Below are 25,638 nucleotides of genomic sequence, written 5' to 3'. Positions count from 1 at the left end.
GAAAACCACCGCGCACTTTTCCTGGAACTGCCCTACAGCGGCGCGACGTTGTCGAGATTCGGCTGAACGACGGCGAGGTCCGTTTCACGTTCGCGGTAAACCAGATCGACAACTTCACTGCTCGGCGCATAACCGGACACCAGCTTTTGCAGCATTGTCCGTGCCAGGGGTATGTCGTTCTCGTCCAGTGCCGCCTCCAGCGCCGTAAGTCGCTTCGACAGTTCCGGCCAGGCCAAAAAATCCTCCTTGGCCTGCATGATGCGCGGATGGCTCGTCGGCTGCGGGTTGTCGCCGATCAGCAATTCTTCGAAAAGCTTTTCGCCGGGCCTCAAGCCGGTGATCTCCAGCTCGATATCGCCATCGGGCTCATCCTCGTCCCTAACCGTCAGACCGGATAATTCCACCATGCGGCGGGCTAGATCGGCGATGCGTACCGGCTCGCCCATATCAAGCAGAAAGACATCGCCGCCACCCGACATCGCACCGGCCTGGATCACCAGCTGCGAGGCCTCGGGAATGGTCATGAAATAACGGGTGATGTCGGGATGCGTCAGCGTGATCGGGCCGCCGTCGCGGATCTGCTGACGAAACAGCGGCACGACCGAGCCGGATGAGCCAAGCACGTTGCCGAAGCGGACCATGGAGAAATTGGTGCTGGCGACACCGGGTTTGCGACCGGCGTCCATCGCCTGCAGCACCATCTCCGCCAGCCGTTTGCTCGCGCCCATGATGTTGGTGGGACGGACGGCCTTGTCCGTGCTGATGAGGACGAAATCGTCGACGCCATAGTCACGCGCCGCCTGGGCCGTGATCAACGTGCCCAGCACGTTGTTGCGGATGCCTTCGGCGGGATTGTACTCGACAAGCGGCACGTGCTTATAGGCGGCGGCGTGATAGACGGTTTTCGGCCGCCATGCCTCCATGATCTGCCTGATGCGCTGGCCGTCCCGGACGGATGCGAGGAAGGGGATGATGCGGACATCGGCGGGTTCTGCGGATGCAGCCGATTTTTCAAGTTCGCCGTGAATGGCGTAGAGCCCGAATTCATTCTGCTCAACCAGCAGCAGGGAGGATGGGCCGTTCTTCAGGATCTGGCGGCAAAGTTCGCTGCCGATCGAGCCGCCGGCACCGGTCACCATGACGACCTTGCCTCGGATGTTCTTCTCGATCAGCGCGCGGTCGGGGACAATCACGTTGCGGCCGAGCAGATCCTCGATATCGAGTTCGCGCAGGTCGGAGACCGCGACACGGCCCTGCGCGAGCGCCGTCAAATCCGGCATGGTGCGCACGGTGACGCGAGCCTTGCGCATATCTTCGAGGATTTCGTTGCGGCGTTGCCGCGTCGCGTTCGGCAAGGCCAGCAGCACGCCCTTGATCTCGCTGGTAACCGCAAGCGCCGGCAGGTCGGTCGGATCATAGATCGGCAGGCCGCCCATGATGCTGCCCTGCAGGTTGCGATCGTCATCGAGATAGCCGACGACATTCAGCTCGGCGCTGTTGGCAAGAGCGCCCGCGAGCTGGCGACCCGAAGCGCCGGCGCCGTAGATCAGCACCTTGGCGAGCTGATTGCGGTTCAAGAGCCGCTGATAGGCATTGCCGAGCCAATAGCGCGTCCACATGCGCGACAAGCCGATAGCGATCAGCAGCAGCAGCGGCTGCAAGATGCCGACCGTGCGCGGCACACCCGGCACGCTGATCGCGGTAAAAATCGTCATGAAGGCCAGCGCGTAGATGGCCACCGCCTTGAGAACCGTCACGAAAGCCGAAAGGCCCGCATATCGGAAAATGGCGCGATAGAGACCAAGGACGATGAAGATGGGGATGGCAACAAGGAGGGAGACGATGGCCGGCAGCCATTCGACGCCTTGCAGGATGACCCAATCGTCAAGGCGCAGACAATAGGCAAACCAAACAGTCAGCACACAAAGGCTGGCGTCGACCAGCAGCGCGAGCGCACGTTTGGTGGAGCGCGGCAGTGCCAGGAACGGCAGAACGAGCTTATCCGCGGGCACCATTGGTCAGTTTCCCCTGGCGCCGGTCATCGGAACAGCGCACCGCTTCTCTCGCATAGATCGTCTCACAATGTAGCCACATGACGCATGATGATTGCATCATGCCTTCATTAGTAAAATTCAATCATTCCCAGCGCCGATTTACATCTAGAACAGCCGGCGCACAATTGCATCCCCGATATTGAAGAGGCGGAAGGCGGAAAAAGATCAATAATGTTCACTTGGCCAGATAGCTGCGGATCACGGGATGCCGGAACAGGCCGAGGAGAATGGCGAAGGTCATGCCAAGACCTGCGCCGAACATTGCGCCGGCGATCAATCCGGCTATCATCATCACTTTCCGAGCCGGACCATCCGCAGTTAGTGGCGGTTCAGCCTCGGAAATCACGCGAATATTGCTCTGCGACAGGTCCTGCGCATCGCTGCTCTGGCCGGATCGCTTGAGAAGCGACTCGTAGAGATCGCGGGTAGCGGTGGCCTTGCGCTGCAATTCGTTCAGGCCGACGAGCTTGCCCGACGTATTGACCTGCGATGCTTTCTGCACCGCCAGCTCCTTGGCAATATCCTGCTCGGTCCCCTGCGCCTGCTCATAGTCGGCGCGCGCCGATGTCATCTGTCGCTGCAATTCGCTCCGTATTTCCGCGGCGAGGCTTTCCAGCGCGGATTTCGCCGCGAGCAGGCGGGGATGGCGGGCACCCAGCTGGCTCTGCAGGCTGCCGACATTGGCGGCAAGCGTCGCATATTGTTGGCGCAGGCTGCTCAGCGCCGTCGATGCCGTGCCGCCGGCAGGGTTGTTGGGGTTGTTGGCGACGACATCCTCGAAGCTCAGCTTGCCGGCCGCATCCGCCCGCGCCTTGGCCTCGATCGTCCTCTGCTGGGCGGTCACCAGCATGTCGTTCAGCGCCGTCAGGCGCTTGTCGGAGATCAGATTGCCCTCGACAGCAACCATGTCATTGTCGGCGCGATAAGCCTCTACCGCTTTTTCAGCTGAAAGCACCTGCTGGCGCAGATCGTCAAGCCTGCTGTCCAGCGCGCTGTTGCTTGTCTTGAAGCTCTTCGCAGCAGCTCCGCTCTCTTCCTCGATGAAGGAGGAAACGAGCTGGTTGGCGATCTTTGCCGATTTCTGCGGATCGCGCGTCGTCACCTTCGCTGTTACGACATAGGTGCTCGATTCGCGAGCGATCTGCACTGCCTTCGACAGGGTTGCCGTCGCTATGTATTTCGCTGCCTCGCCGGTGGCGCCGCCATCGAATTGCGGATCCTGATCGAGCTTCAAGGCGTCTACGACGCGGCCCAACACCCTACCCGAAGACAGGATCTGCGTCTGGCTGTCGATCATCGTCGTGATCAGTTCGGGAGCCGTCGGCGCCTGCTGCGAGGAATCGGCGCCTCCGGTGGGCCGAGGATCGAAATAAAGACTGGTCTCGGCCGAGAATTTCTGCGGGATGAGCGGAATAATGGCAGCGCCCAGCACGGCGCAGACCACCGCCAAGGCGAGAACCAGAAACTTCTTTGCCCAGATCGAGCGAATGGCGGAGCGCAGATCGATCAATGGCGTATCTGCCGCAGGTATCGGCCCCGGTTGCGGAGCGACCGGCGGTACGGCAACGGCTGCCGGTTCCGTGAGCTGCGCGGCGGCGACAGCCACCGGCTCGACAGTTAGCGGCGGCGGCGCTTCCTTTTGAAGGTCGTGCCGGTCCGGCATCTGCCTGGGCGCGGAGTTGTTGCTGCTGGCCTGATCGACTGGTTCCGATGATGTGTCGGCCTCTGCTTCGGCGACGAAGTCGCGCGGACGCAATACCGGACTGCGCAGACGCAGACCGTCGCGCTGCGCGTCAGACGGCTGCGTACCGCGCCAACCCGCAAGTCGGTTCGCTCTCCTGCTTTGTTCCATTGAGCTCATGTCAGACTTTCAATGCTCCGCAGGCCGATTCCACGCAGCAGATGCCGAGAGTTTAGAAATGTTTGGCTAACGGAACATTAAGGACACTCCCAGGAAGTCGCCATGCAGGCGCCGGTTCGGTCCGCCCCTTCATCATTATTCAATACCGTAGCCCTTATGAGAGCGACATATTCTCGTGGACAACAGGAACGTGCAATGACGGGATCGATGACGGAATTTCTGCGCCGCCTGCTGGCCGGGACGGTCATGCTGGCCGCAGCGGTGCAGGCAGACAGCGGTTTTGCCGCGTCGCAGCTCTGCTATCGGGGTGTCAATCTTTCCGGCGCGGAGTACGGCGAGCGCGACGGCGTGGCCAATGTCAACTACACCTACCCATCCGAGGAGACGGTCGGTTATTTCGCGAGCAAGGGCATGAACGTCGTGCGCCTGCCTTTCCGCTGGGAGCGGCTGCAGCCTGTGCTCGGCCAGCCTTTCGACAGAGCGGAAATGCAGCGCTTGAAGGAGGCCGTCGACCTCATCCAGAAGCACGACATGGCCGTGGTTCTCGACCCACACAATTTCGGCTACTACGACAAGACCCAGGTAACGCAAGCACCGGCAACGGATCTTGCCTTCGGCGATTTCTGGGCACGACTCGCCATCGAATTCGCCAATCGCAAGGGCGTCATCTTCGGACTGATGAACGAGCCGCACGACATCAGGGCGCCCGACTGGCTGGAGGCGGCCAATACGGCCATTCGCAGCATCCGCACGGTTGGGGCACGCAACCTCATTCTCGTACCCGGCACGAACTGGACGGGGGCGCATAGCTGGTCTACCGACGTGCTGGGCGGCGGCGCCAACGGCACCGTCATGCTTGGGGTCAAAGATCCGCTCGATTTCTACGCCTTCGAATTCCATCAGTATCTCGATGCAGACAGTTCCGGGACGCATCCGGCATGCGATGGCAGCGACAGCGCGCGACAGGGATTGCTCGATGTCACGGACTGGCTACGCAACAACGGCAAGCGCGGCTTTCTTGGCGAATTCGGCGTGCCCGGCACACAGCCTTGCCTCGACGGGTTGAAGGCTGTTTTCGGCATCATGGCCGACAATAGCGATGTTTGGCTCGGCTGGAGCTATTGGGCAGCGGGCGAATGGTGGCCGCCAGAGGAGCCGATGAACGTGCAGCCACGCAACGGCAAGGACCGGCCGCAAATGAAGACGATCACGGCGGCAGTCGGCAAGAAAACACCCTTGGCGCCTGGCTGCACAGCCGTCAAGCCGGCCGGCTGATCGGCTGAACTTCCGCGACCGGAGCAAGGTGGTTCGGCTTTTCACTGAAAGTCTGAGCCGCTCCAGTTCCTTGTTTTCCAGCACATCCGGACGGAAAACCGCTACGAGCTTTTCCCGGAATTGCTCCAGCGGTTAGCGCTTTGTCACGAATCACGGGACTGCTATCGTTGTGATGGCCAAAGCATGCGGCAGTCGTGGACGACAGATGAGAAGCCTCACAGACAAACAGCGTATCGATTATCCGATCCTGGCGATCACGCTGTTTTCGGTGCTCTACAACTGCATCCTCGCCTATATCAACCACAACATCATGCCGCTCTCGATCTCGCACGTCGTGCTGTGCGAGGGTCTGATGATGATCTCCAGCGTGGCTTTCATCCTGAAGAAGGGGATTTACGAGGAAGACCTGCCGATCGTCCTGTTTCTCGGCTTCGCGCTGGTGATCACGATCTACATCATCGTCTTCAACCGCCTGACCTTCATCGACCAGTTCCGCAACATTCTGATCATCTTCGCCTTTGCCGGCATCGGCAGCTGGGCGAGCGAGAGAACGGTGAAGCTCGCTTTCCGGATCGCCTGCACAGCAGTGCTGTTGTTTCTCGTCTGCGAAATCGTCAGCACGCCCTTTTATGTCAGCCTGTTCCATCCCGGCGAATATTTCGAGAATACGCGCGGCATCAAGCAGGTGAGCTTCAACTCGACCGGCCTTTTCGCCAATGCCCTCGGCTTCCAGGGGCGCTTCTCCTTCGGCCTCATCGATCACCGCTCGTCATCGATCTTCCTGGAACAGGTGTCGCTCGCCAATTTCTGCGGCGTCATCGTCATCTACCTGCTCTCCTTCTGGCCGAAGCTCGCCCTCCTTGAAAAGGCGCTGTGCATCTCGACTGTGCTTTTGATCCTGCTCACCAATGACACCCGCACGATGCTGATTTTTTCCTGCGTCAGCATCGGAGGCTATTTTCTGTTTCCGAAAATCCCGAAGGCATTCAATCTGACGCTGATGCCGGTCATTATCCTCATCGGCTTCTTCGTGCATTTCATGAAGCCGGACGAGGTTGGCGACAATTTCACCGGGCGCATCGGGGTCACGATCAAGAAGATGCTGGACCTCGACATCCAGGCAATACTCGGCCTGTCGATCTCACGTATCGGCGAATTTGCCGACAGCGGCTATGTCTATCTCATCTACGGATCGACGATTTTCGGCCTCATCGTCTTCTGGCTCTTCGTCTGCCTCTATCCGGCCGGAAGGACGGCGGCGCAAAGACGCTGTGCGCATTCACTCTCTCTTTTCATTTTTCTGAATATGATGATCGGCGGTACGGCGATCTTTTCCATCAAGATCGCCGGGCTGCTCTGGCTGCTCGTCGGTTACATGCGTGTTTCCGACAACCCGCGCGCCGTTCGGGTGCAGTCGGAAAACCTAAATGAAAGTAGAGTGCCGGGCTGACGACCATTCACGTCGGCAACGGCCGCGTGAGGATCGAGATGCTTGTTCAGTTGCAGTATCTGCGTGCCATCGCCGCGCTGATGGTCGTCTATTTTCATTCGATACTACAGGTGTCGAAGGTCCAGCCCGACTTCCAGACGGATTTCTACCTTTCCGGCGAAACCGGCGTCGACATTTTCTTCGTGCTCAGCGGCTTCGTCATGTGGCTCACCACTGCCGGGCGTGAAATACGTCCGCTGGATTTCTACCGACGCCGCATCCAGCGCATCGTGCCGCTCTACTGGCTGGCGACCTTGTTCGCAGCGAGCGTGGCACTTCTCGCTCCGACATTATTGAAGTCGACGGTCTTCGATCTTCCGCATCTGATTGCCTCGCTCTTTTTCCTTCCCTGGAAAAATCCCGCCGATCCGACGATGGCGGTCCCGGTGGTCGTTCCGGGCTGGACGCTCAATTACGAAATGTTCTTCTATTTCGTGTTCGGCTTGCTGCTGCTCGTGCGCGAAAAATATCGCATTGCGGCACTCTTTGCGACGATGACGACGATCATTCTCGTCTGCCGCTTCATGCCGGGCGGCATGACGGCGGCCAAATTCTACAGCGACCCGATCATCTACGAATTCCTGGCAGGCGTGGTTCTCGCCAAGCTCTATCTCGACAAGATCCTGCTGCCGCAGGCGGTTGCCTGGCCGGCGCTGGTGGTGGGATTCTCCTTTCTGCTGATCAACGAGGCACTTTGCGACGCCAGCACCCGCGCCTATACGTGGGGCGTCCCCGCGATCGTCATCCTGTATTCGGCCGTGTCGATCGACTTTTCGAAGCTTCCGGTCATCGCGACGCTGAACTATCTCGGCGATGCCTCCTATAGCATCTATCTCACCCACGCCTTCACGCTCGCATTTCTACGTATCATTTGCGTCCATCTGAACATCCAGATTCTGACAAGTCCTCCGGTCTTCATCGTCAGCTGCATCATCTGCTCGGCAATTGGCGGCGCCATCATTCATGAGCTGACGACACCCAGCCGCTGGCGGAAATGGAAGAGGAAGCGCGCGGTCGCCGCTTGACCGCCTCCTATCAGATTTTTTGGCGTCTGCTCTCAAGACGACGGGGATACGCGGCTTAAAGGCGCAATGGGAACGGAGTTTTCCGCCGCCTGTCATAAGCTTTGTCCCACGTTCGGATCGGGGAGCTTTTCCCTGAGTGCTGATTGCGATAAGCGAGCGCCGACGATGAGCCGTTCTACGAGGGAAGAGACATGAAGAACTATGTACTGACTGTATCGTGCCAGTCGACGCGCGGGATCGTTGCGGCGATAGCCAATTATCTGGCCGACCAGGGCTGCAACATCGTCGATTCCAGCCAGTTCGACGATCTCGACACCGGCAAGTTCTTCATGCGCGTCTCCTTCATCTCCGAGCAAGGGGTCGGCCTGGAGGCGCTGGTCGAAGGCTTCAAGCCGGTCGCCGCCAAGTTCGAGATGGAGGCCGAGATCCATGATGGCAAGAAGCGCATGAAGGTGCTCTTGATGGTCTCGCGCTTCGGCCATTGTCTCAACGACCTGCTCTACCGCTGGAAGATCGGCGCGCTGCCGATCGACATCGTCGGCGTCGTCTCCAACCATTTCGATTACCAGAAGGTGGTGGTCAACCACGACATCCCCTTCCACCATATTCCGGTGACGAAGGCCAACAAGCCGCAGGCGGAAGCACGGATCATGGAGGTGGTCGAGCAGACCGGCACCGAACTGATCGTGCTGGCCCGCTACATGCAGATCCTGTCGGATTCGATGTGCCAGAAGATGTCTGGCCGCATCATCAACATCCATCATTCCTTCCTGCCGTCCTTCAAGGGGGCGAACCCCTACAAGCAGGCCTATGAGCGCGGCGTGAAGCTGATCGGGGCGACGGCGCATTACGTGACGGCCGATCTCGACGAAGGTCCGATCATCGAGCAGGACACGGCGCGCATCACGCATGCGCAGTCGGCCGACGATTACGTCTCGATCGGCCGCGATGTCGAGAGCCAGGTGCTGGCCCGCGCCATCCATGCGCATATCCACTACCGCACCTTCCTCAACGGCAACCGCACCATCGTCTTCCCGGCAAGCCCGGGAAGCTATGCATCCGAGCGGATGGGGTGAGCCCCGATCGTTCGATCCACGGCCTTTCCCGATTACAGCATCCGCCGCAGCACCTCATCCTTTCGGAAGAGGTGGTGCCAGAGGGCTGCCACGACATGCAGGCTGACGATCGCATATAGGCAATAGGCGCCGTATTCATGGATTTCGGCGGCCATTCTCTCCAGCGGCTTGTCGAGCGGCAGGAGATTAGGCCACTGGAAAAGCCCGAACCACGGCAGGTCGTAACCGCCGGCCGCGGAGGTCGTGTAGCCTGCGAGCGGCATGAGGATCATCAGCGCATAAAGCAGGATATGCACGCCCCGCGCCGCATAGTGGTTGAGGGCGTCGAGCGGCTGCCGATATGCGGGCTCGCCGAAAGAAAACCTGAGCGGCAGGCGGATTGCAATCAACGCCAGCGCCGTCATGCCGAGCGATTTATGCACATCGAGAAGGCCGCGGCGAAGCGCCGAGCCCGGCACGAGATACGAGCAATAAAGACCAAGGCCGAGAGCTGAGATGATCACAATGGCCATAGTCCAGTGCAGGATTCGCTGCGACGGTCGGTATCGGAGTGTTGGCGTATCGGACGAGGCCTCGGTAGTGTTCGGCATATGCTGGTTCTCCGGTGGTCATGGGATTTCGGCGCAAATGGGTTGATCGTCCGGAACCTGGCTGATTTGAAGGCTTGTCAATTCACCTTCTCGCGAGCTGTGACGCCCGCAATCCGAAGTGCGATTGATGTCGTGCCAAAGGCGAAAACCCTTAGCGAGGCGATGGAAATCGTCCGGCGAGACGCGGGCCGGTTGCAGCTATTCGACTGAAGTCGACATCTGGGCGGAAGCCGCGCGAAGCCTATCTTCCGACTTATGTTCGATCACCCTATCTGTTTTCGGTGATTTTCTTTAGGATGGAATGGTTTAGTGTCGACGCAAATGAACCGTCCGGGGGGATGCCATGGCTGACGCCGCGCTCGTGAACCGTATGCAACTGCAAAGACCGGATATCACGCCGGAAGACGCAGCCGAGATCCTGCAGACGCATTACGGCCTCAGCGGAGCATTGAGCGAACTCGGCAGCCAGCAGGACCGCAACTATCGCATCGATGCCGGCGACAACGCCTATGTGCTGAAGATATGCCGGGCCGAATACGAGCTGGTCGAGCTCGAAGCGCAGAACGCCGCCATCCGCCACCTGCACGGCAAGCCCGATGCGCCTCGCATACCCGATGTCGTGCCATCACTCAACGGCCGCGACATTCTCACCATCACCATCCGCGAACAGGACTATCTCGTCCGGCTGCTCGGTTTTCTCCCCGGGCAGACATTGACGCGGCGCAAACATCTCTCACCGGCGGCCGCCGCCGGTCTCGGAGCACTTTCGGCCCGGCTCGCACGCGACCTCGCCGATTTCGAGCATCCCGGCCTTCACCGGAACCTGCAATGGGACCTGCGCCGGGCCGGGCCGGTCGCCGTGCAGCTCCTGTCGGCCATAACGGACCATGAGGCACGCGACCGCATCGCCAAGGCAATGGTGGCGGCGGTCAAGCGCATCCAGCCGCTCGCGAGCGCGCTGCGCGTCCAGCCCGTCCATCACGATGTCACCGACGACAATGTCGTCAGCCACCCTGATGCGCATGGTCAGCTCGTCCCGGACGGCGTGATCGATTTCGGCGATATCATCCAGGGCTGGCTGGTCGGCGATCTCGCCGTCACCTGCGCCTCGCTGCTGCATCACGCTGATGGTAATCCCTTCCAAATCCTTCCGGCCGTCAGGGCCTATCATGCGATCTATCCGCTGGAAGAGGCCGAGGCCAAGGCCCTATGGCCCCTGATCGTCGCGCGCGCCGTCATCCTGGCCGCAAGCACCGAACAGCAGCTCGCCATCGATCCCGACAACGACTATGTGCGCGGCAATCTCGATTTCGAACGCGAGATTTTCGATGTCGCGACCGGTGCGCAACCGGATGTGATGGAGGCCGCGATCCTGCGAACGATCGGCTTCGATGTCACCCCGATCGCGACCGAAGGCTGGTCGGCGCTGCTGCCGGATATCGATCCGCGAGAGATCGTCGCTGTCGATCTTTCCGTCACCGGGCCGGATTTTATCGATGGCAACTGGCAAAAGCCTGACATGGACTGGCGGCTGCTTGCGCAGGCGGCGATTGCCTCCGGCGCGGCGGCAACGCGCTACGGCGAATTCCGCCTGTCACTCGCGGCTCCGCTCAGCATGGCGCCGCCACGGAATTTCGCTCTGCACAGTGACATCTGCCTGCCGGCCGGCGCGACGGTTGCGGCGCCCTTCCCCGGGCTTCTACAGCGTCAAGGGCAACATCTTGTCCTTGTCGGCGAAGAGATCAGCCTGCATCTCGATGGTGTCGACACCGCACTCGAAGACGGCGCGGCCATCGAACGGGGCGCGACCCTGGGCACGATCGGCAGCGAGGGATCGGCGATCGGCGGATTGCGCGTGCAGTTCTGCCGTGTGCCGACACTGGAGCCGCCGCTCTATGCTGCAGCGGATCAGGCTGATGGATGGTCTGCCGTCTGCCCCTCGCCCGCCGCTCTGCTCAATGCCGCCTGCGAAGCGCCACGGCCGGATTCCTCCTCACTGCTTTCCTTGCGCAATGCGCATTTCGCCGAGCCGCAGAAACATTATTACGAGATCCCGCCGCAGATCGAACGCGGCTGGCGCGAATTCCTGTTCGACATGCAGGGCCGCTGCTATCTCGACATGGTCAACAACGTCACCACGCTCGGCCACGCCCATCCGCGACTGACGGCGGCCATCGCGCAGCAATGGTCCCGGCTCAACACCAACTCCCGCTTCCATTATGCCGCCGTCGCGGAATTTTCCGAGCGGCTGGCGACGCTGGCGCCGGAGGGGCTCGACAGCGTCTTCCTCGTCAACAGCGGCTCCGAAGCCAACGATTTGGCCATTCGCCTCGCCTGGGCGCATACCGGCAAGAGAAACATGCTTTGCCTGCTGGAGGCCTATCATGGCTGGACAGTCGCGAGCGACGCCGTCTCCACCTCGATTGCCGACAATCCGCAGGCGCTGACGACGCGGCCCGACTGGGTCCATCCCGTCATTTCCCCCAATACCTATCGCGGCCCATTCCGGGGCCCTGACTCGGGCCCCGATTATCTCGACGACGTCGCCGCAAAATTGCAGGCCATCGACCAAAAGGGCGACGGCCTTGCGGGCTTCATCGCGGAGGCGGTCTACGGCAATGCCGGCGGCATCACCCTGCCCCATGGCTATCTTGCCGGCGTCTATGATGCCGTGCGGCAACGCGGCGGCCTCTGCATCGCCGATGAGGTGCAAGTGGGCTATGGCCGGCTCGGCGAGCACTTCTGGGGCTTCGAGAGCCAGGGCGTCGTGCCCGATATCATCACCATCGCCAAGGGCATGGGCAACGGCCATCCGCTCGGCGCTGTCATCACGCGCCGCGAGATTGCCGAATCGCTCAAAAAGGAAGGCTATTTCTTCTCGTCTGCCGGCGGCAGCCCGGTAAGCTCCATCGTCGGGCTTACGGTTCTCGACATTCTGAGGGACGAAAACCTGCAGGAAAACGCCCAGCTCGTGGGCGTGCGCCTGAAGGCGGGGCTAATCGCGCTCATGGAGCGCTTTCCCCTGATCGGCGCGGTGCACGGGATGGGCCTCTACCTCGGCGTGGAGTTCGTCCGCGACCGTGAAGCGCTGACGCCCGCCACCGAGGAGACGGCCGCGATCTGCGAGCGCCTGCTCGATCTCGGGGTCGTCATGCAGCCGACCGGGGATCACCTGAACGTGTTGAAGATCAAGCCGCCGCTCTGCCTTTCCGCCGAGAGTGCCGATTTCTTCGTGAAGGCGCTGGAAAAGGTACTTGGAGACGGATTTTGATCCGTCCAACAGCGCCATTAACCATTAGGGTAATTTAGCGGCGGGTGAATTTTAATGCCGCCGGGGCATTGCCGAATCTGTCGTTCATTCCTACTTGTCTGTCGGTGATCGGCAATACCGTTCCACTACGGAAAGTTGCGCGGAGGTTGACACAACCTACCCCGCAATTAGCCAGGTACGGAATTATATTTCCCCGATCGTCGACATTTTGACATCTTTCGGAATATGTTTCTGGAGATGTATTTGTTATTATCTACTAAGATTGTAGACAATAGCACATCGGATCACCGGCTCTGGAATCGGAGCCTTAACAAGTACAACACCAACTAGGGACGTGACATGCTGAAAGTTAAAGCCATCGCTTCGATCCTTGGGCGGTCCGTGCTTGGCCATGACCGCTCGGGCGCGCTCTCCAGCCCGCGCTGTCGAATGTGACGTTCGTCCCCTTACCGGATTCAAACAGTCAATTCGCCATGTCTGCGCCGATAGCGGTGCGGAGGGAGTATATTTATGAAGAAGCAAGTTATCGAATACGCCGGCGTTCCGGTCGGCATCGTCGTTCCCGATCAGGATCGGCTCAAGTTCATTGCTGTGAAATATCACGTCCATGATCTGGACGAGCAGCATTTCAGAAATGCAGACGAAGTGAAGCTCGCGATCCGCGATCTCCTTTCCCGCCAACAGGCAAAGCCGATCCACGTTTGATGGATCGGCCTTGCCGCCACTTTTACATTCCAATCACCCGCCCTCGCCCTTCGAGGGTCGCTACGCTCTCACCTCAGGGTGAGGGCTGATCTTTCCGATAGAATCAACCGGACCTGTCCTGCTTTCGCCTTCGAAATCAGGTTTTATTGCATTCCACGCGAGGCCACTCCGCCCTCATGGTGAGGTGGCCCGAAGGGCCCTGGAACCACGAGGGTCGGCCCCGACGCTCCAACAAACCCATCTTGTCTTTTCATCCTCTTTACGGTCCTATCGCCATGACAGCCTCGCGCTGCAAAAGGCGAAGGATTTTTCATTGGCTGCTCTTCTCAATCTCCTGACCGATATCGAAGGCGTCGCCGTCGGTCATTCCACCGATCTTGCGCTCGGCTCCGGCGTCACCGCCATCATCTTCGACGAACCGGCCGTGGCCTCCTGCACAGTGCTCGGCGGCGCGCCGGGCGGACGCGATACCGCGCTGCTGGATCCGGCCATGACCGTCGGGGTGGTGGATGGCCTCGTTCTTTCAGGCGGTTCCGCCTTCGGGCTCGATGCGGCCGGCGGTGTTCAGGCGGGTCTTCGCGAAATCGGCCGTGGCCTGCAGGTCGGCGACGCGCGGGTGCCACTTGCGCCGCAGGCGATCCTTTTCGATCTCATCAATGGCGGCAACAAGGACTGGGGCCTGCATTCGCCCTATCGCGATATGGGCTATGCCGCCTTCAAAGCTGCGGGCAAAGGGCCGTTTGCACTCGGCAGCGTCGGCGCCGGCACAGGTGCCACGACGGCTACGGTCAAGGGCGGGCTCGGTTCGGCCAGCGCCGTCAGCAGCAAGGGATACCGGATCGCCGCCATCGTCGCCGTCAACGCGCTTGGCTCCGCCACCATCGGCGACGGCCCACATTTCTGGGCCGCTCCTTTCGAGGAGAATGGCGAATTCGGCGGGCTCGGCATGCCGAAAACCATTGATACACGCTTGCGGCTGAAGGGCACCAATGTCACCGCCACGACGATCGGCGCCATCGTTACCGATGCACGGCTGACCAAGGCGGAGGCACATCGCCTGTCGATCTTAGGCCATGACGGCTTTGCCCGCGCCCTGTTGCCGACGCATCTGCCGCTGGACGGTGATACAATATTTGCGGCCTCCACCGGCAAGCATGATCGCGACGACATGCCGAGCTTCATGGAACTCTGCCACCTCGCCGCCATCGTCATGGCTCGCGCGATCGCCCGCGGCGTTTACGAGGCGACGGCGCTGCCGATCGACGGCACGCAGCCCGCGTGGCGGGATCGCTTCGCCAAGCCTGTCGCCTAGCCGGAGGTTTCGCGCATGCAGATCCGGGCGCTGATCTATTTCGACGAGCTGGTGCGCACCAGTTCGATGCGCCAGGCGGCCGAAAACCTGAATGTGGCGCCGACGGCCATCAGCCGGCAGATCGAGAATCTCGAATATCACTTCGGCACGCAGCTGGTGGAACGTAGCGCCCGTGGCGTCAAGCTGACGGCCGCCGGCGAATTGCTGGCCGCGCGCGCCGGCCGGACGCTGCGCGAACTCGAGCATGTGCATCAGTTGATCGAAGACCTGAAGGGCCTCCAGCGCGGCGGCGTCAGCATCTATGCCAATGGTGCTGCGGTCGCCAATATCCTCGCTCCCGCGCTTGCCGAATTCAGCCTGCGCTATCCGGGGCTTCGCTTCGAGGTGACCATCACCAGCGCTCGCGGCGCAATCGAAGCCGTCAACAGTGCCGAGGCCGATATGGCGGTGACGCTGTTTGCGCCGCCGCTTTCGGGAACCAAAGTGCGCCTGCGCTCCGAGCTGATTTACGACGTGATCCTCGCGGCCTCGCATCCGCTCGCGGGTAGCAAGGAGATCACTGTGGCCGAAATCGCCGCGCAAGCGCTTGCCGTGCCCGACCGCTCCTTCGGTGCGAGGCAAGCCTTCGACGCCCTGTTCGAGCGTGAGGGGCTGACGCTCGATCCGGTATTCGAGACTGGATCGCTGGAAATGCAGAAGGAGCTGGTGCTGCGTGGCGCTGCGATCACCATGCTGCCGGCGCTGACGGTGCAGCGGGAGATCGCGGCAGGCCAGCTTATCGCCTTGCCGGTCGCTGATGGTAAGGGAGTGAGGACACCGATCGACCTGTGCGTCGCTCCCGACCGCCAGCTTTCCTTTGCCGCCGGCAAGCTGCTTGATTTCATCGAGCGCTTCATGCGCCAGCAACTGACCGCCAAGGAGAGGCAGGATTGATCGAAATACTGTAGATGACGGAATTCAGTGTAGCGATATCGGCTACACTGAGCACACATTTTCAGAATTGAGTGTACGCCCGCGAGATGACACTATCTTGAAAAGACCGTATGCCGGAAGGGAAGCCGGACTTGCGGACAAAAGCAAGGGAACTGAAATGACCACGTTTTTACGCCCGAGCCTCGGCGATTTTGCGCGCCGCCTCGCCTGCGGTGCGGCGCTTTCCGCCGGTCTTTTGATGCTTGGTCTAACGCCAGCGGAAGCTGCCAAGACGACGCTCAATCTCGGCATGAGCGTCGAGCCGACCGGGCTCGATCCGACGATCGCAGCACCCGTCGCGATCGGTCAGGTCACCTGGCAGAATATCTTCGAGGGGCTCGTTGCCATCGACGAAAGCGGCAAGATCGTGCCGCAGCTCGCAAAGAGCTGGGAAATATCTGCCGATGGCCTGACCTATACGTTCAAGCTGCAGAGCGGCGTCAAATTCCATGATGGCGAGGCCTTCGATTCGGCAGCGGCGAAATTCGCGCTCGATCGCGCCCGCGGCAAGGATTCCGTCAATCCGCAGAAGCGCTTCTTCGCGACCATCGCCTCGATCGATACGCCGGATCCGCAAACGCTGGTCCTGCATCTTTCCTCGCCGACCGGCAGCCTGCTCTACTGGCTCGGCTGGCCCTCTGCGGTCATGGTCGGACCGAAATCCTCCGCCAACGACAAGACGACGCCCGTCGGCACCGGCCCGTTCAAGTTTTCCTCTTGGGCGAAGGGTGACCATGTCGAACTCGCCAAGAACCCCGATTACTGGAACAAATCCGTCGACGTGAAGCTCGAGAAGGTCACCTTCCGCTTCATTTCCGACCCGCAGGCCGAAGCTGCGGCCCTGAAAGCCGGCGATCTCGACGCCTTTCCGGAATTCGCCGCGCCCGAGCTGATGAGCTCCTTCGACGGCGACCCCAGGCTGATGACCAAGATCGGCAATACCGAGCTGAAGGTCGTGGCCGGTATGAACAATACGCGCAAGCCCTTCGACGACAAGCGCGTGCGCCAGGCGCTGATGATGGCGCTCGACCGCAAGACGATCATCGAGGGCGCCTGGTCCGGTTTCGGCACGGCGATCGGCAGCCACTACACGCCGAACGATCCCGGCTACAAGGATCTGACGGGCACGCTTCCCTACGATACGGCGAAGGCCAAGGCGCTGCTCGCTGAAGCCGGCTATCCAAACGGCTTCAGCTTCACCATCAAGACACCGCAGATGGCCTATGCGCCGCGCAGCGCCCAGGTGATGCAGGCCATGTTCGCCGATATCGGCGTGACGATGAACATCGAGCCCACCGAGTTTCCGGCCAAGTGGGTGCAGGACGTCTTCAGCGGCCGCAACTACGATATGACCATCGTCGCCCATGCCGAGCCGCTTGATATCGATATCTATTCGCGCGACCCTTATTACTTCAACTACAAGAACCCTGATTTCAACGAGCTGATGAAGAAGATCCAGCTCACTGCCGACCCGGTCGAGCAGAACAAGCTTTACGGGGAGGCGCAGACCATTCTCGCCGAGGATGTGCCCGCACTCTTCCTCTTCGTCATGCCGAAGCTCGGCGTCTGGGACAAGAAGCTGAAGGGCCTCTGGGAAAGCGAGCCTATTCCCTCGAACGTCCTTACCAACGTTTCCTGGGAAGACTGACCTCTTTCGCCTGCAGGCGCGGACGGGCGAATCGTTTCGCCCGCCGCCAACCATTTCGATGCCGGGCATGATCGGCCATGGACATGCTATGATCGCACTCCTCATCCGTAGGATTTTCGGGCTCCTGCTGACGCTGATCGCCGTTTCGCTGCTGGTCTTCGCGGTCATGGCGCTGCTGCCGGGCGATCCCGCTGCGATCACGCTCGGCACATCCGCGACACCGGAGACACTTGCAGCGCTGAGGCACGATATGGGCCTCGACCAGCCGCTGATCGTCCGCTACGGCCAATGGCTAGCCGGCGCGCTGACGGGTGATCTCGGCAAATCCTATACCTACGGCGTGCCGGTCGCCGGCCTGATTGCCGAACGGCTGGCCGTCACGCTGCCGCTTGCCGCCCTTGCCGTCGTGCTTTCGGTCCTCATCGCCGTTCCCCTCGGCGTTGCGGCTGCCGCCAGGCGCGGCGGCTTCTTCGACATCCTCGCCGCGCTGTTTTCGCAGATGGGCATTGCCGTGCCGGGTTTCTGGGTGGGGCTGCTGCTGGTGCTGCTGTTTGCCACCTCGCTCGGCTGGATGCCGGCCGGCGGCTTTCCCGGCTGGGGCAATGGGCTCTGGCCAGCGATGAAATCGCTGGTGCTGCCGGCTGTCGCCCTTGCCCTGCCGCAGGCGGCGGTGCTGACCCGGGTCACCCGTTCGGCCGTGCTCGACACACTGCATGAGGATTTCGCCCGCACGGCGCTTGCCAAGGGCCTGTCGCGCAGCCGCGTGCTCTGGGGACATGTCGTGCCGAATGCGCTGGTGCCGGTGCTCACCATTCTCGGCCTGCAATTCACCTTTCTCGTCGCCGGAGCCGTGCTGATCGAAAATGTCTTCACCCTGCCCGGCCTCGGCCGGCTCGCCTATCAGGCGCTTAGCCAGCGTGACATCATCGTGCTTCAGGATGTCGTGCTGTTCTTTGCCGGCCTCGTCATCGTCGTGAACTTCCTGGTGGATCTCTCTTATCTCGTCATCGATCCCCGGCTTCGGGCTGGAGGTGCACGATGAGCGTCACCGACAGCGCGACCGTCGCCCGCCACCACCGTTCCCGCTTTCGCGGGCTGCGCCGCGCCAACCTGATCCTCGGGGCGATCATCATCCTTGCGCTTGTCGGCATCGCCATTCTCTCGCTGTTCTGGACGCCGGTGCCGCCGGCGAAGATGCAGATCACCCACAAGCTGCAGCCGCCTTTCGGCTTTGGGCTTCTCGGCACGGATCAGCTCGGCCACGACCTATTGTCCATGCTGATGGCCGGCTGCTGGAATTCGCTGTCGATCTCGGTCTCGGCGGTCGCGATCGGCGGCACGCTCGGGACGATCATCGGCATCACGGCGGCTGCGCGGCGCGGTATTTTCGAGGCGCTGATCATGCGGGCCTGCGACGTGATCTTCGCGCTGCCGCCCATCCTCTCGGCCATGATCCTCGGCGCCTTTCTGGGAACGGGGCGGACAACCGCAATTCTGGCCATTGCCGTCTTCATGGTGCCGGTGTTTGCCCGCGTGGCGCTTGGCTCTGCTCTGCAGGCCTGGAGCCGCGACTATGTGCTGGCGGCGCGCGCGATCGGCAATACGCAGCTTTCGATCACCGTGCGTCACGTACTGCCGAATATCATGAGCGGCATCATCGTGCAGGCGACGATCCAGCTTGGCCTCGCGATCCTGACCGAAGCCGGGCTTGCCTTCCTGGGCTTAAGCGTCCCGCCACCGGAGCCGACCTGGGGCAGGATGCTCGCCGATGCCCAGACCTATTTCCATGCCGCGCCGTGGCTCGCCCTCCTGCCAGGCCTTGCCATCGCACTCTCCGTCCTCGGCTTCAACCTGCTCGGCGACGGCCTGCGCGACCTTCTCGACCCCCGCGAGGCGGCACGCTGATTTCAGACACGAAGAGAATAGACCATGACCGAACCGACCGATCTTTCCATCCGAGACCTCAAGCGCAAATTTGCCGACAAGAGCCTGTCGCCCAGCGAATACTGGCTGGCGCTCGAACAGCATATCGATGCGTGGGAGCCGACGATATCGGCTCTCTATGCCTATGATCCCGAGGATGCGCGCAGGCAGGCAGCCGCCTCCAGCGCACGCTGGGCAAAGGGCGCGCCGCTTGGGCCGCTGGACGGCATCCCGGTGACCTTGAAGGAACTGATCGCCACCAAGGGCCAGCCGGTGCCGCTCGGCACGGCCGCCGTCGAGCTCGTTCCGGCAGCCGAGGACGCGCCGATCGCCGCCCGCATGCGCGAGGACGGCGCGGTGATCTTTGCCAAGACCACCTGCCCCGACTATGGCATGCTTTCCTCCGGCCTTTCGAGCTTCCACAAACTCAGCCGCAATCCATGGGATCCCTCACAAAATCCCGGCGGCTCCAGCGCCGGAGCTTCGGCAGCCGCGGCCGCTGGCTACGGACCGCTGCATATCGGTACGGATATCGGCGGTTCCGTGCGCCTGCCGGCCGGCTGGACCGGCATCTTCGGCTTCAAGCCGAGCCATGGCCGCATTCCCGTCGATCCCTATTATGTCGGGCGCTGCGCCGGGCCGATGACCCGAACCGTCGAGGATGCGGCCTTCTCCATGGCGACGCTGTCGCGGCCGGACTGGCGCGACGGCACCAGCCTGCCGCCGAGCGAGATCGACTGGCTGGACCTCGACATCGACGTCAGGGGAATGAAGATCGGGCTGATGCTGGATGCCGGCTGCGGGCTGCCTGTCGATGACGAGGTGCGCGATGCCGTTATATCAGCCGCCAGACGCTTCGAGGAAGCCGGTGCCATCATCATCGACGTTGCGCCGGTGCTGACACGGCAGATGCTGGATGGGCTCGACGTCTTCTGGCGGGCGCGCTTCTGGGGCGACATCATGGGTCTCAGCGAGGAACGCCGCAACATGATCCTGCCCTATATCCATATATGGGCCAAGGGCGGCGCCGATGTCAGCGGCGTCGAGGCAGTGCGCGGCTTCAACCAGACGATCGAGATGCGCAAGAGCTGCGGCAAGCTTTTCACCGAGGTAGACGCCGTGCTTTCGCCGACCAATCCGATCGTTTCCTATCCGGCGGAATGGGCCTCGCCGACCAACGACCCGGCCCTGCCGTTCGAGCATATCGCCTTCACCGTTCCCTGGAACATGTCGGAGCAGCCGGCCTCCTCGATCAATTGCGGCTTCTCCCGCTCCGGCATGCCGATCGGCCTGCAGATCGTTGGCCCGCGCTTCGACGACATGCTGGTCCTGCGGCTCTCCAAGGCTTTCGAGGACTGGACCGGCGGTGTTACCAACTGGCCGAAGCGGCCGGGATGAGCCGCCGGCTAGAGCGGTTACGCGTTTCACGGAATCGCCTGACCGCTCTATGCTATTGTTTTTACGCAATTCCGGACGGAAAACCGCTACGCACTTTTCCTGGAATTGCTCTAGTCTCGTGCCAAGGGTAGCGAAAGACCGATCTTCACCCGGTCCATGGTGACGAGCGATTTGAACTTCGTCACATTCGGATTGTCGTAGAAAAGGCGGCGCGTCAGGACTTCATAGTCGGACATGCTGGCCACGACGACGACGAGAACGAAATCGGCCTCGCCGGTGACCTGGTAACATTGTTGAACTTCGGGTGCGTCAAGGAAGCTGCGCTTGATCGCATTGATAAGATCGTAGCGTTCGTTGGCGATCTGGACTTCGACGATGATGGTGATCGGCAATGCCACTGCCGCCGGATCGACGACCGCGATATTCGCCTGTATGACGCCGCTCGCCTGCATGCGCTTGATGCGCCGCTGCACCGCGGGCGCCGACAGGTGGACGTGCTCGCCGATCGATCGCTGCGGGACGGTGTTGTCCTTCTGAAGAATATCGAGGATCTCCAGATCGAAACCGTCGAGATCGGCAGGGTTGGGCATTTCAAAACATCCCGTCATCAAAAATGAAACAAAATTGCACGAAGGCTGCCTAAATGGAGCCAAATCCTCGCTTCTTATGCAATAGATTTGCGCCACAAACCATCTGACTCCAAAAAGGTACAGGAATGTCCGCGCCCGAATACGATATTCGATCCCCAGCCCTTGGCGAAATCATGGCGGCGAAAGACGTTGCCGCCATCGGCGCAACCTCCGCATCCGATGGTTCGAAAGGTCTGGTTGTCGGTCTGGTGGCGATGGTTCTCGCGGCGCTGGCGATGAGCATCTCCCCCAGCCTCGTGCGCCTGGCCGATGTCGGCCCCTTCGCCAGCGCATTCTGGCGTGTCTTTCTCGCCCTGCCTATCCTTTGGGTATGGATGCGATATGCCGAGGCGGCAGAGGCCGACGCGCCCCGCGCGAGCTTCACGCTGGCGACCATCCTTGCCGGTCTCGCCTTTACGGGAGACCTGTTCTTCTGGCATCTCGCCATCTTGCGGACCACCATCGCCAACGCGACCTTCTTTGCGACGATGGCGCCGCTATGGGTCGTTATCTTCGGCTGGCTGCTGCTGCGGCAAAGGGTCAACCGCGCCACGCTTGTCGGGCTCCTCGTATGCCTTTCGGGCGGCACGGCGCTGGTGGTGCAGAGCCTTGCATTCAATCCAAGCCGCGCCGTCGGCGACACGCTGGGAATCATCACCGGTGCCTTCTTCGGCCTCTATTTTCTGGCGGTCGGCGCGGCGCGCGGCAGGACGAACGCCGCACGCGCGACCTTCGAATTGAGCGTCGTCACATCGGCAATCCTCTTTGTCGTTGCCTTCTTCTTCGAGCCGAGGATGCTGCCGCAATCGGTTTCGGGATGGGGCGTTCTCCTTGCACTCGGCCTTGTCAGCCATGCCGGCGGGCAGGGGCTGGTCTCGGTGGCGCTCGGACGCCTGCCAACCGTTTTCTCGTCGCTCGTCATTTTCCTCGAGACGATCGCCGCCGCGCTTTTCGCCTGGATCCTATTCGGTGAAAATGTCACGCTGATACAGGCCCTGGGCGGGATCATCATCGTCGCAGGCATCTGGATTTCCCGGCCGCGCACGCCGTAGAGGCTGTCTCTCGAAAGAAGCACGGGGCGCCAACCGCATCACAGCGTGGCGGCGCCCTTTTGCTCGATGTCGGCATCGAGATCGTGCAATGCCTTTTCGATGACGCGCAGATCGTCCTGAAGACCGTCGTCCGCGCTCATCGAGCTTTCGCTGCCGGCGCGCTGGATGCCGCGCGCTTCACTTTGCAATTCGCGCAGCCTGTCGATCTTGCCGCTCTTGCGGATATGGCTGTCGCACAGAATATCCCTGACTGTCTTTTCCATCGCCGTAATGGGCATGTTTCTTCTCCTCTCGATAGGATATCGCGATCAGAAGAATAACGGACGAGCGGAGAGACTGTTCCGAGGCAGGTCAACCGACGAAGCGGCGGTATCCGGTCGGCTGTTGGTAGAGCCAGCCGATACGCTCGACGGCGGCGGCGAAATTCTCGCGCGCGACGGTCATGGTATGGCCATTGGCATGGACGATGGTCTCTGGGTCCTCCATGATCGCAACATGGCCTTTCCAGAAGACGAAATCGCCACGACGCAGCTCCTCGCGGGCGATCGGCTCGCCGAGACCCGCTGCCTGCATATCGGTGTCGCGCGGTGCTGCACGCCCTGTCATAGAGAGCGCCAGTTGCACCAGCCCGGAGCAATCGATGCCCAGGCCGGAGCGGCCACCCCAGAGATAGGGTGTCTCCAGAAAGCGCAAGGCGACGTCGACGTAATCGCCGCCGTCATTGTGACCGATCGACTCCACATGCCTGGCAAAAATGGCAGTGCCGTCTTCCAGAACGACGTAATGATTGCCGCGCGCTTCGGCGGTGCCGCTGACGCGCACGCGGCTGCCCATCGAAAGCACTGCAACATGCGGCTTGCGCAGCTCCGGTTCGGGATAAAGGAAGGTACGCTGCGGGATAACGATGTGCGTCGCTGCCGCCGTCCCTTGCTTGATCGCGCCTTCGGGGAGATAGCCGACATAGCCATCCGACAGGGACTTTACCCAGCACCAGCCACTGCTGCGCTCGAAAACCGTCACCTCCTCACCCATCAGCAACTCTGTATCGATGCCGGAGGCAAGATCCGGCTCTGGGCGAACTGCTACAACAGGAGTGACGATCTGTGCTTTGCTGCCTTCGACGAAGCGTTCGGCCTCGACTTTGCCTCGCAGCGAGGCTTCGGCGAGGTCAGGTCTGAAGGCGTTGAGACGGCGGTCGAGCGTCATGAAAAAAATCCCGAACTCATAGTTTGCGGCCCTGCTCGATAACGAGATCGCCGAGTTTTTCCAGATAGAGCGCGCCGGTAACCGTGCGCTTGATAATGACATTGCGACGATCGCGATCGTCGCGCACGCGGTCGACCAGCCCCATCTCGCCCATCGTGTCAAGCGCCCGAGTGATGACCGGCTTGGTGACGCCGAGCGTCGCAGCAAGCCCGCGCACCGTATGCGGCGGCGGCACGAGATAGATCTGCAGCAGGATCGCGGTCTGCCGCAGCGTCAAATCATGATCCTCGCGGCGCACCTGAGTGAGCGTCACGCCGTGCCAGAGGCCAAGGGCCTGCGAGGCGGAGAGATCAAGCGGCAAGGGCAACCCCGAAAATCGTTACGCTACCGTTCCATTTTCGGCCAAGATCGTGGCGGATTCAAGGGGAATTCATCAACCCTTTCTCCCCGCGATGCGGGGAGAAAGTGGGACCGGGACATTGAGCTTAAGTGAAATGTCGAGGGCTCGGGATGGGGCTTTCTCTGCAGCAGCCTCAAGACGAGAGTTACCGTCCTTTCGGATCCGTTATTGGTGATGGTAAGGCCAGTCCGGCGTGACCGCGCCGACGTGCGTGGCCCCTCACCCTACCCCTCTCCCCGCAACGCGGGGAGAGGGAACTATAGTGCCCTAACGCACACTCTGCCGGATATGGTGATACAAAGCCCGGATCGCCTGCGCCTCGCCACCGCCCGGAGAGTGCGGTCGTTCACTCTGAGCCCAGCCGAAGATGTCGAAATGCACCCAGCTCGGCGTTTTCGTGACGAAACGCTTGAGGAACAGGGCGGCGGTGATGGAGCCGGCCATGCCGCCGGCGGGCGCATTGGTGATATCGGCGAATTTCGTGCGGATATCCTTGTCGTAGCCCATGTAGAGCGGCATGCGCCACAGCGGGTCGTCCGTCTCCAGGCTCGCCTCGGTCAGATCGCGGGCAAGATCGTTGTCGTCGGTGAAGAAGGGCGGCAGGTCCGGGCCGAGCGCGACGCGGGCAGCGCCGGTCAGCGTTGCCATGTCGATCATCAGGTCGGGCGCATCCTCGTCGGCATAGGCAAGCGCGTCGGCGAGGATCAGGCGTCCCTCGGCGTCCGTATTGTCGATCTGCACCGTCAGGCCCTTGCGGCTCTTGTAGATGTCACCGGGGCGGAATGCATTGGCCGAAATCGAGTTCTCGACGACCGGAACGATGACGCGCAGGTCGACCTTGAGCTTGGCGTCCATGATCATCAGCGCCAGGCCCATGACATTGGCGGCACCGCCCATGTCCTTCTTCATCAGGAGCATCGAGGATGCCGGCTTGATGTCGAGGCCGCCGGTATCGAAGCACACACCCTTGCCGACCAACGTGATGCGGCGATGGCCCTTCTTGCCCCAGCGCAGCTCCAAGAGGCGCGGGGCATCGGCGCTGGCGCGTCCCACAGTGTGCACCAGCGGGAAATTCTCCTTCAGCAGATCATCGCCGATGATGACGGACATGTCGGCCTTGTAGTGCTGGGCAAGCGCCCGGAAGGCGGCTTCGAGCTGTTCCGGCCCCATGTCGTTGGTCGGCGTGTTGATGAGATCGCGGGCAAGAAAGACGCCGGCAAGCTGACGCTTGATGTCGGTGGCATCGGTATCGCGCGGGATCATCAGCGTCGGCGCCGTTACCTTCTCGGACTTGTAGCGCTCGAAACGATAGCTGCCGAGACCGAAGCCAAGCGAAAGCCGGTTCGCGGTCAAAGGCGCCGTTTCGATATGCCAGTCGCCCGCCGGCAGGCTGCGCGCCAGCCTGCCGGTCAGGAATGGCTGCTCGGACGGATTGGAGCCAAGGCCGAACAATGCACCGCCCAGATGTCCATCTGCCGTCGGGATCAGGAGCAAGGAGCCGCTGTCGGCCTTGTAGCCGGCCTTACGCGCCCAATCGAGCGCGATGGGATCGATGGTGCCGGTTTCTATATGCGCCGGCGTGACGGCAAAGATCGGCAGCGTCGCCCCACCCTTCGAATTGAAGGGCGTCGCGCGCTCGATGAATTGATAAGGGGCCATGACTTTCCTTTGACGATGACTTCAGGGAATCGAGAGTTAACCGTCTGTTAGGGTTAACAGATTATTGCTGGAGCGAACATTGCGTCGAACCTT

At 61.4% G+C, this 25,638-nt stretch carries 21 protein-coding genes; 13 read left to right on the top strand and 8 right to left on the bottom strand.

Going from position 1 to position 25,638, the window contains the following annotated elements:
- Positions 1-32: 32 nt before the first annotated feature.
- Positions 33-2,015 (bottom strand): polysaccharide biosynthesis protein, encoded by a 1,983-nt coding sequence (locus AB8B29_RS18455; RefSeq protein WP_037197147.1) that lies wholly within the window; start codon positions 2,013-2,015, stop codon positions 33-35.
- A gap of 214 nt (positions 2,016-2,229) precedes the next feature.
- Positions 2,230-3,915 carry a GumC family protein gene (locus AB8B29_RS18450; protein WP_047641195.1) on the bottom strand — a complete coding sequence of 562 codons (1,686 nt, stop codon included), beginning with the start codon at positions 3,913-3,915 and terminating at the stop codon, positions 2,230-2,232.
- Between the two features lie 195 nt (positions 3,916-4,110).
- On the opposite strand from AB8B29_RS18450, the gene AB8B29_RS18445 reads away from it, so the two are divergent.
- The 4 genes from AB8B29_RS18445 (at position 4,111) to purU (ending at position 8,780) form a co-directional block, all read left to right on the top strand.
- Positions 4,111-5,190, top strand: coding sequence for a glycoside hydrolase family 5 protein (locus tag AB8B29_RS18445; protein WP_047641196.1), 1,080 nt, complete (start codon positions 4,111-4,113; stop codon positions 5,188-5,190).
- 172 nt (positions 5,191-5,362) lie between these two features.
- Complete coding sequence (locus AB8B29_RS18440; RefSeq protein WP_047641197.1) at positions 5,363-6,640, top strand: hypothetical protein; 1,278 nt, start codon at positions 5,363-5,365, stop codon at positions 6,638-6,640.
- A gap of 38 nt (positions 6,641-6,678) precedes the next feature.
- A complete protein-coding gene (locus AB8B29_RS18435) occupies positions 6,679-7,704 on the top strand; it encodes an acyltransferase family protein (protein ID WP_037197143.1) in 1,026 nt (341 codons plus the stop codon).
- Between the two features lie 191 nt (positions 7,705-7,895).
- Positions 7,896-8,780, top strand: coding sequence for a formyltetrahydrofolate deformylase (gene purU / locus AB8B29_RS18430; protein WP_092575736.1), 885 nt, complete (start codon positions 7,896-7,898; stop codon positions 8,778-8,780).
- Between the two features lie 32 nt (positions 8,781-8,812).
- Here purU and AB8B29_RS18425 read toward each other — a convergent pair whose 3' ends face one another.
- Positions 8,813-9,370, bottom strand: coding sequence for a cytochrome b (locus AB8B29_RS18425; protein WP_037200963.1), 558 nt, complete (start codon positions 9,368-9,370; stop codon positions 8,813-8,815).
- A gap of 343 nt (positions 9,371-9,713) precedes the next feature.
- On the opposite strand from AB8B29_RS18425, the gene AB8B29_RS18420 reads away from it, so the two are divergent.
- The 8 genes from AB8B29_RS18420 (at position 9,714) to AB8B29_RS18385 (ending at position 20,599) form a co-directional block, all read left to right on the top strand.
- Entirely contained in the window at positions 9,714-12,641 is a 2,928-nt protein-coding gene (locus AB8B29_RS18420; RefSeq protein ID WP_112442634.1) for an aminotransferase, read from the top strand.
- A 510-nt stretch (positions 12,642-13,151) separates the two neighbouring features.
- Positions 13,152-13,346, top strand: a complete 195-nt coding sequence (locus AB8B29_RS18415) for a hypothetical protein (RefSeq protein WP_015338438.1) — start codon at positions 13,152-13,154, stop codon at positions 13,344-13,346.
- A gap of 313 nt (positions 13,347-13,659) precedes the next feature.
- Positions 13,660-14,658 (top strand): P1 family peptidase, encoded by a 999-nt coding sequence (locus tag AB8B29_RS18410; RefSeq protein WP_092575947.1) that lies wholly within the window; start codon positions 13,660-13,662, stop codon positions 14,656-14,658.
- 15 nt (positions 14,659-14,673) lie between these two features.
- The gene (locus AB8B29_RS18405; protein ID WP_112442632.1) at positions 14,674-15,591 is read left to right on the top strand and encodes a LysR family transcriptional regulator; all 918 of its coding nucleotides are present in this window, start codon (positions 14,674-14,676) and stop codon (positions 15,589-15,591) included.
- Positions 15,592-15,748: 157 nt separating this feature from the next.
- A complete protein-coding gene (locus AB8B29_RS18400) occupies positions 15,749-17,278 on the top strand; it encodes an ABC transporter substrate-binding protein (protein ID WP_047560043.1) in 1,530 nt (509 codons plus the stop codon).
- An 88-nt stretch (positions 17,279-17,366) separates the two neighbouring features.
- Positions 17,367-18,320: an ABC transporter permease gene (locus tag AB8B29_RS18395; RefSeq protein WP_112442636.1), complete on the top strand. Its 954-nt coding sequence runs from the start codon at positions 17,367-17,369 to the stop codon at positions 18,318-18,320.
- On the top strand, positions 18,317-19,183 hold the full coding sequence (locus tag AB8B29_RS18390) for an ABC transporter permease (protein WP_112442628.1): 867 nt from the start codon (positions 18,317-18,319) through the stop codon (positions 19,181-19,183). Before AB8B29_RS18395 ends, AB8B29_RS18390 begins: the two co-directional genes overlap by 4 nt.
- Positions 19,184-19,207: 24 nt before the next feature.
- A complete protein-coding gene (locus AB8B29_RS18385) occupies positions 19,208-20,599 on the top strand; it encodes an amidase (RefSeq protein WP_113118924.1) in 1,392 nt (463 codons plus the stop codon).
- 110 nt (positions 20,600-20,709) lie between these two features.
- On the opposite strand, the gene AB8B29_RS18380 is transcribed toward AB8B29_RS18385, so the two are convergent.
- Positions 20,710-21,189, bottom strand: a complete 480-nt coding sequence (locus AB8B29_RS18380) for an Lrp/AsnC family transcriptional regulator (RefSeq protein WP_112442623.1) — start codon at positions 21,187-21,189, stop codon at positions 20,710-20,712.
- A 173-nt stretch (positions 21,190-21,362) separates the two neighbouring features.
- Here AB8B29_RS18380 and AB8B29_RS18375 point away from each other — a divergent pair, with 173 nt between their 5' ends.
- Complete coding sequence (locus AB8B29_RS18375; protein WP_439006648.1) at positions 21,363-22,280, top strand: DMT family transporter; 918 nt, start codon at positions 21,363-21,365, stop codon at positions 22,278-22,280.
- Positions 22,281-22,318: 38 nt separating this feature from the next.
- On the opposite strand, the gene AB8B29_RS18370 is transcribed toward AB8B29_RS18375, so the two are convergent.
- The 4 genes from AB8B29_RS18370 to AB8B29_RS18355 form a co-directional block, all read right to left on the bottom strand.
- Entirely contained in the window at positions 22,319-22,558 is a 240-nt protein-coding gene (locus tag AB8B29_RS18370; RefSeq protein WP_037200979.1) for a hypothetical protein, read from the bottom strand.
- A gap of 73 nt (positions 22,559-22,631) precedes the next feature.
- Positions 22,632-23,486 carry a C40 family peptidase gene (locus AB8B29_RS18365; RefSeq protein ID WP_112442619.1) on the bottom strand — a complete coding sequence of 285 codons (855 nt, stop codon included), beginning with the start codon at positions 23,484-23,486 and terminating at the stop codon, positions 22,632-22,634.
- A 16-nt stretch (positions 23,487-23,502) separates the two neighbouring features.
- The gene (locus AB8B29_RS18360; RefSeq protein ID WP_034511967.1) at positions 23,503-23,847 is read right to left on the bottom strand and encodes a MarR family transcriptional regulator; all 345 of its coding nucleotides are present in this window, start codon (positions 23,845-23,847) and stop codon (positions 23,503-23,505) included.
- 306 nt (positions 23,848-24,153) lie between these two features.
- Positions 24,154-25,545 (bottom strand): leucyl aminopeptidase family protein, encoded by a 1,392-nt coding sequence (locus tag AB8B29_RS18355; protein ID WP_037200981.1) that lies wholly within the window; start codon positions 25,543-25,545, stop codon positions 24,154-24,156.
- Positions 25,546-25,638: the final 93 nt, after the last annotated feature.

The sequence above is a fragment of the Rhizobium sp. 11_C7_N12_5 genome (assembly GCF_051811145.1).
Classification (GTDB): Bacteria; Pseudomonadota; Alphaproteobacteria; order Rhizobiales; family Rhizobiaceae; genus Rhizobium; species Rhizobium lusitanum.
The sequence above is the reverse complement of the archived record's forward strand: the minus strand, read 5'-3'. Positions and strand labels throughout refer to the sequence as shown.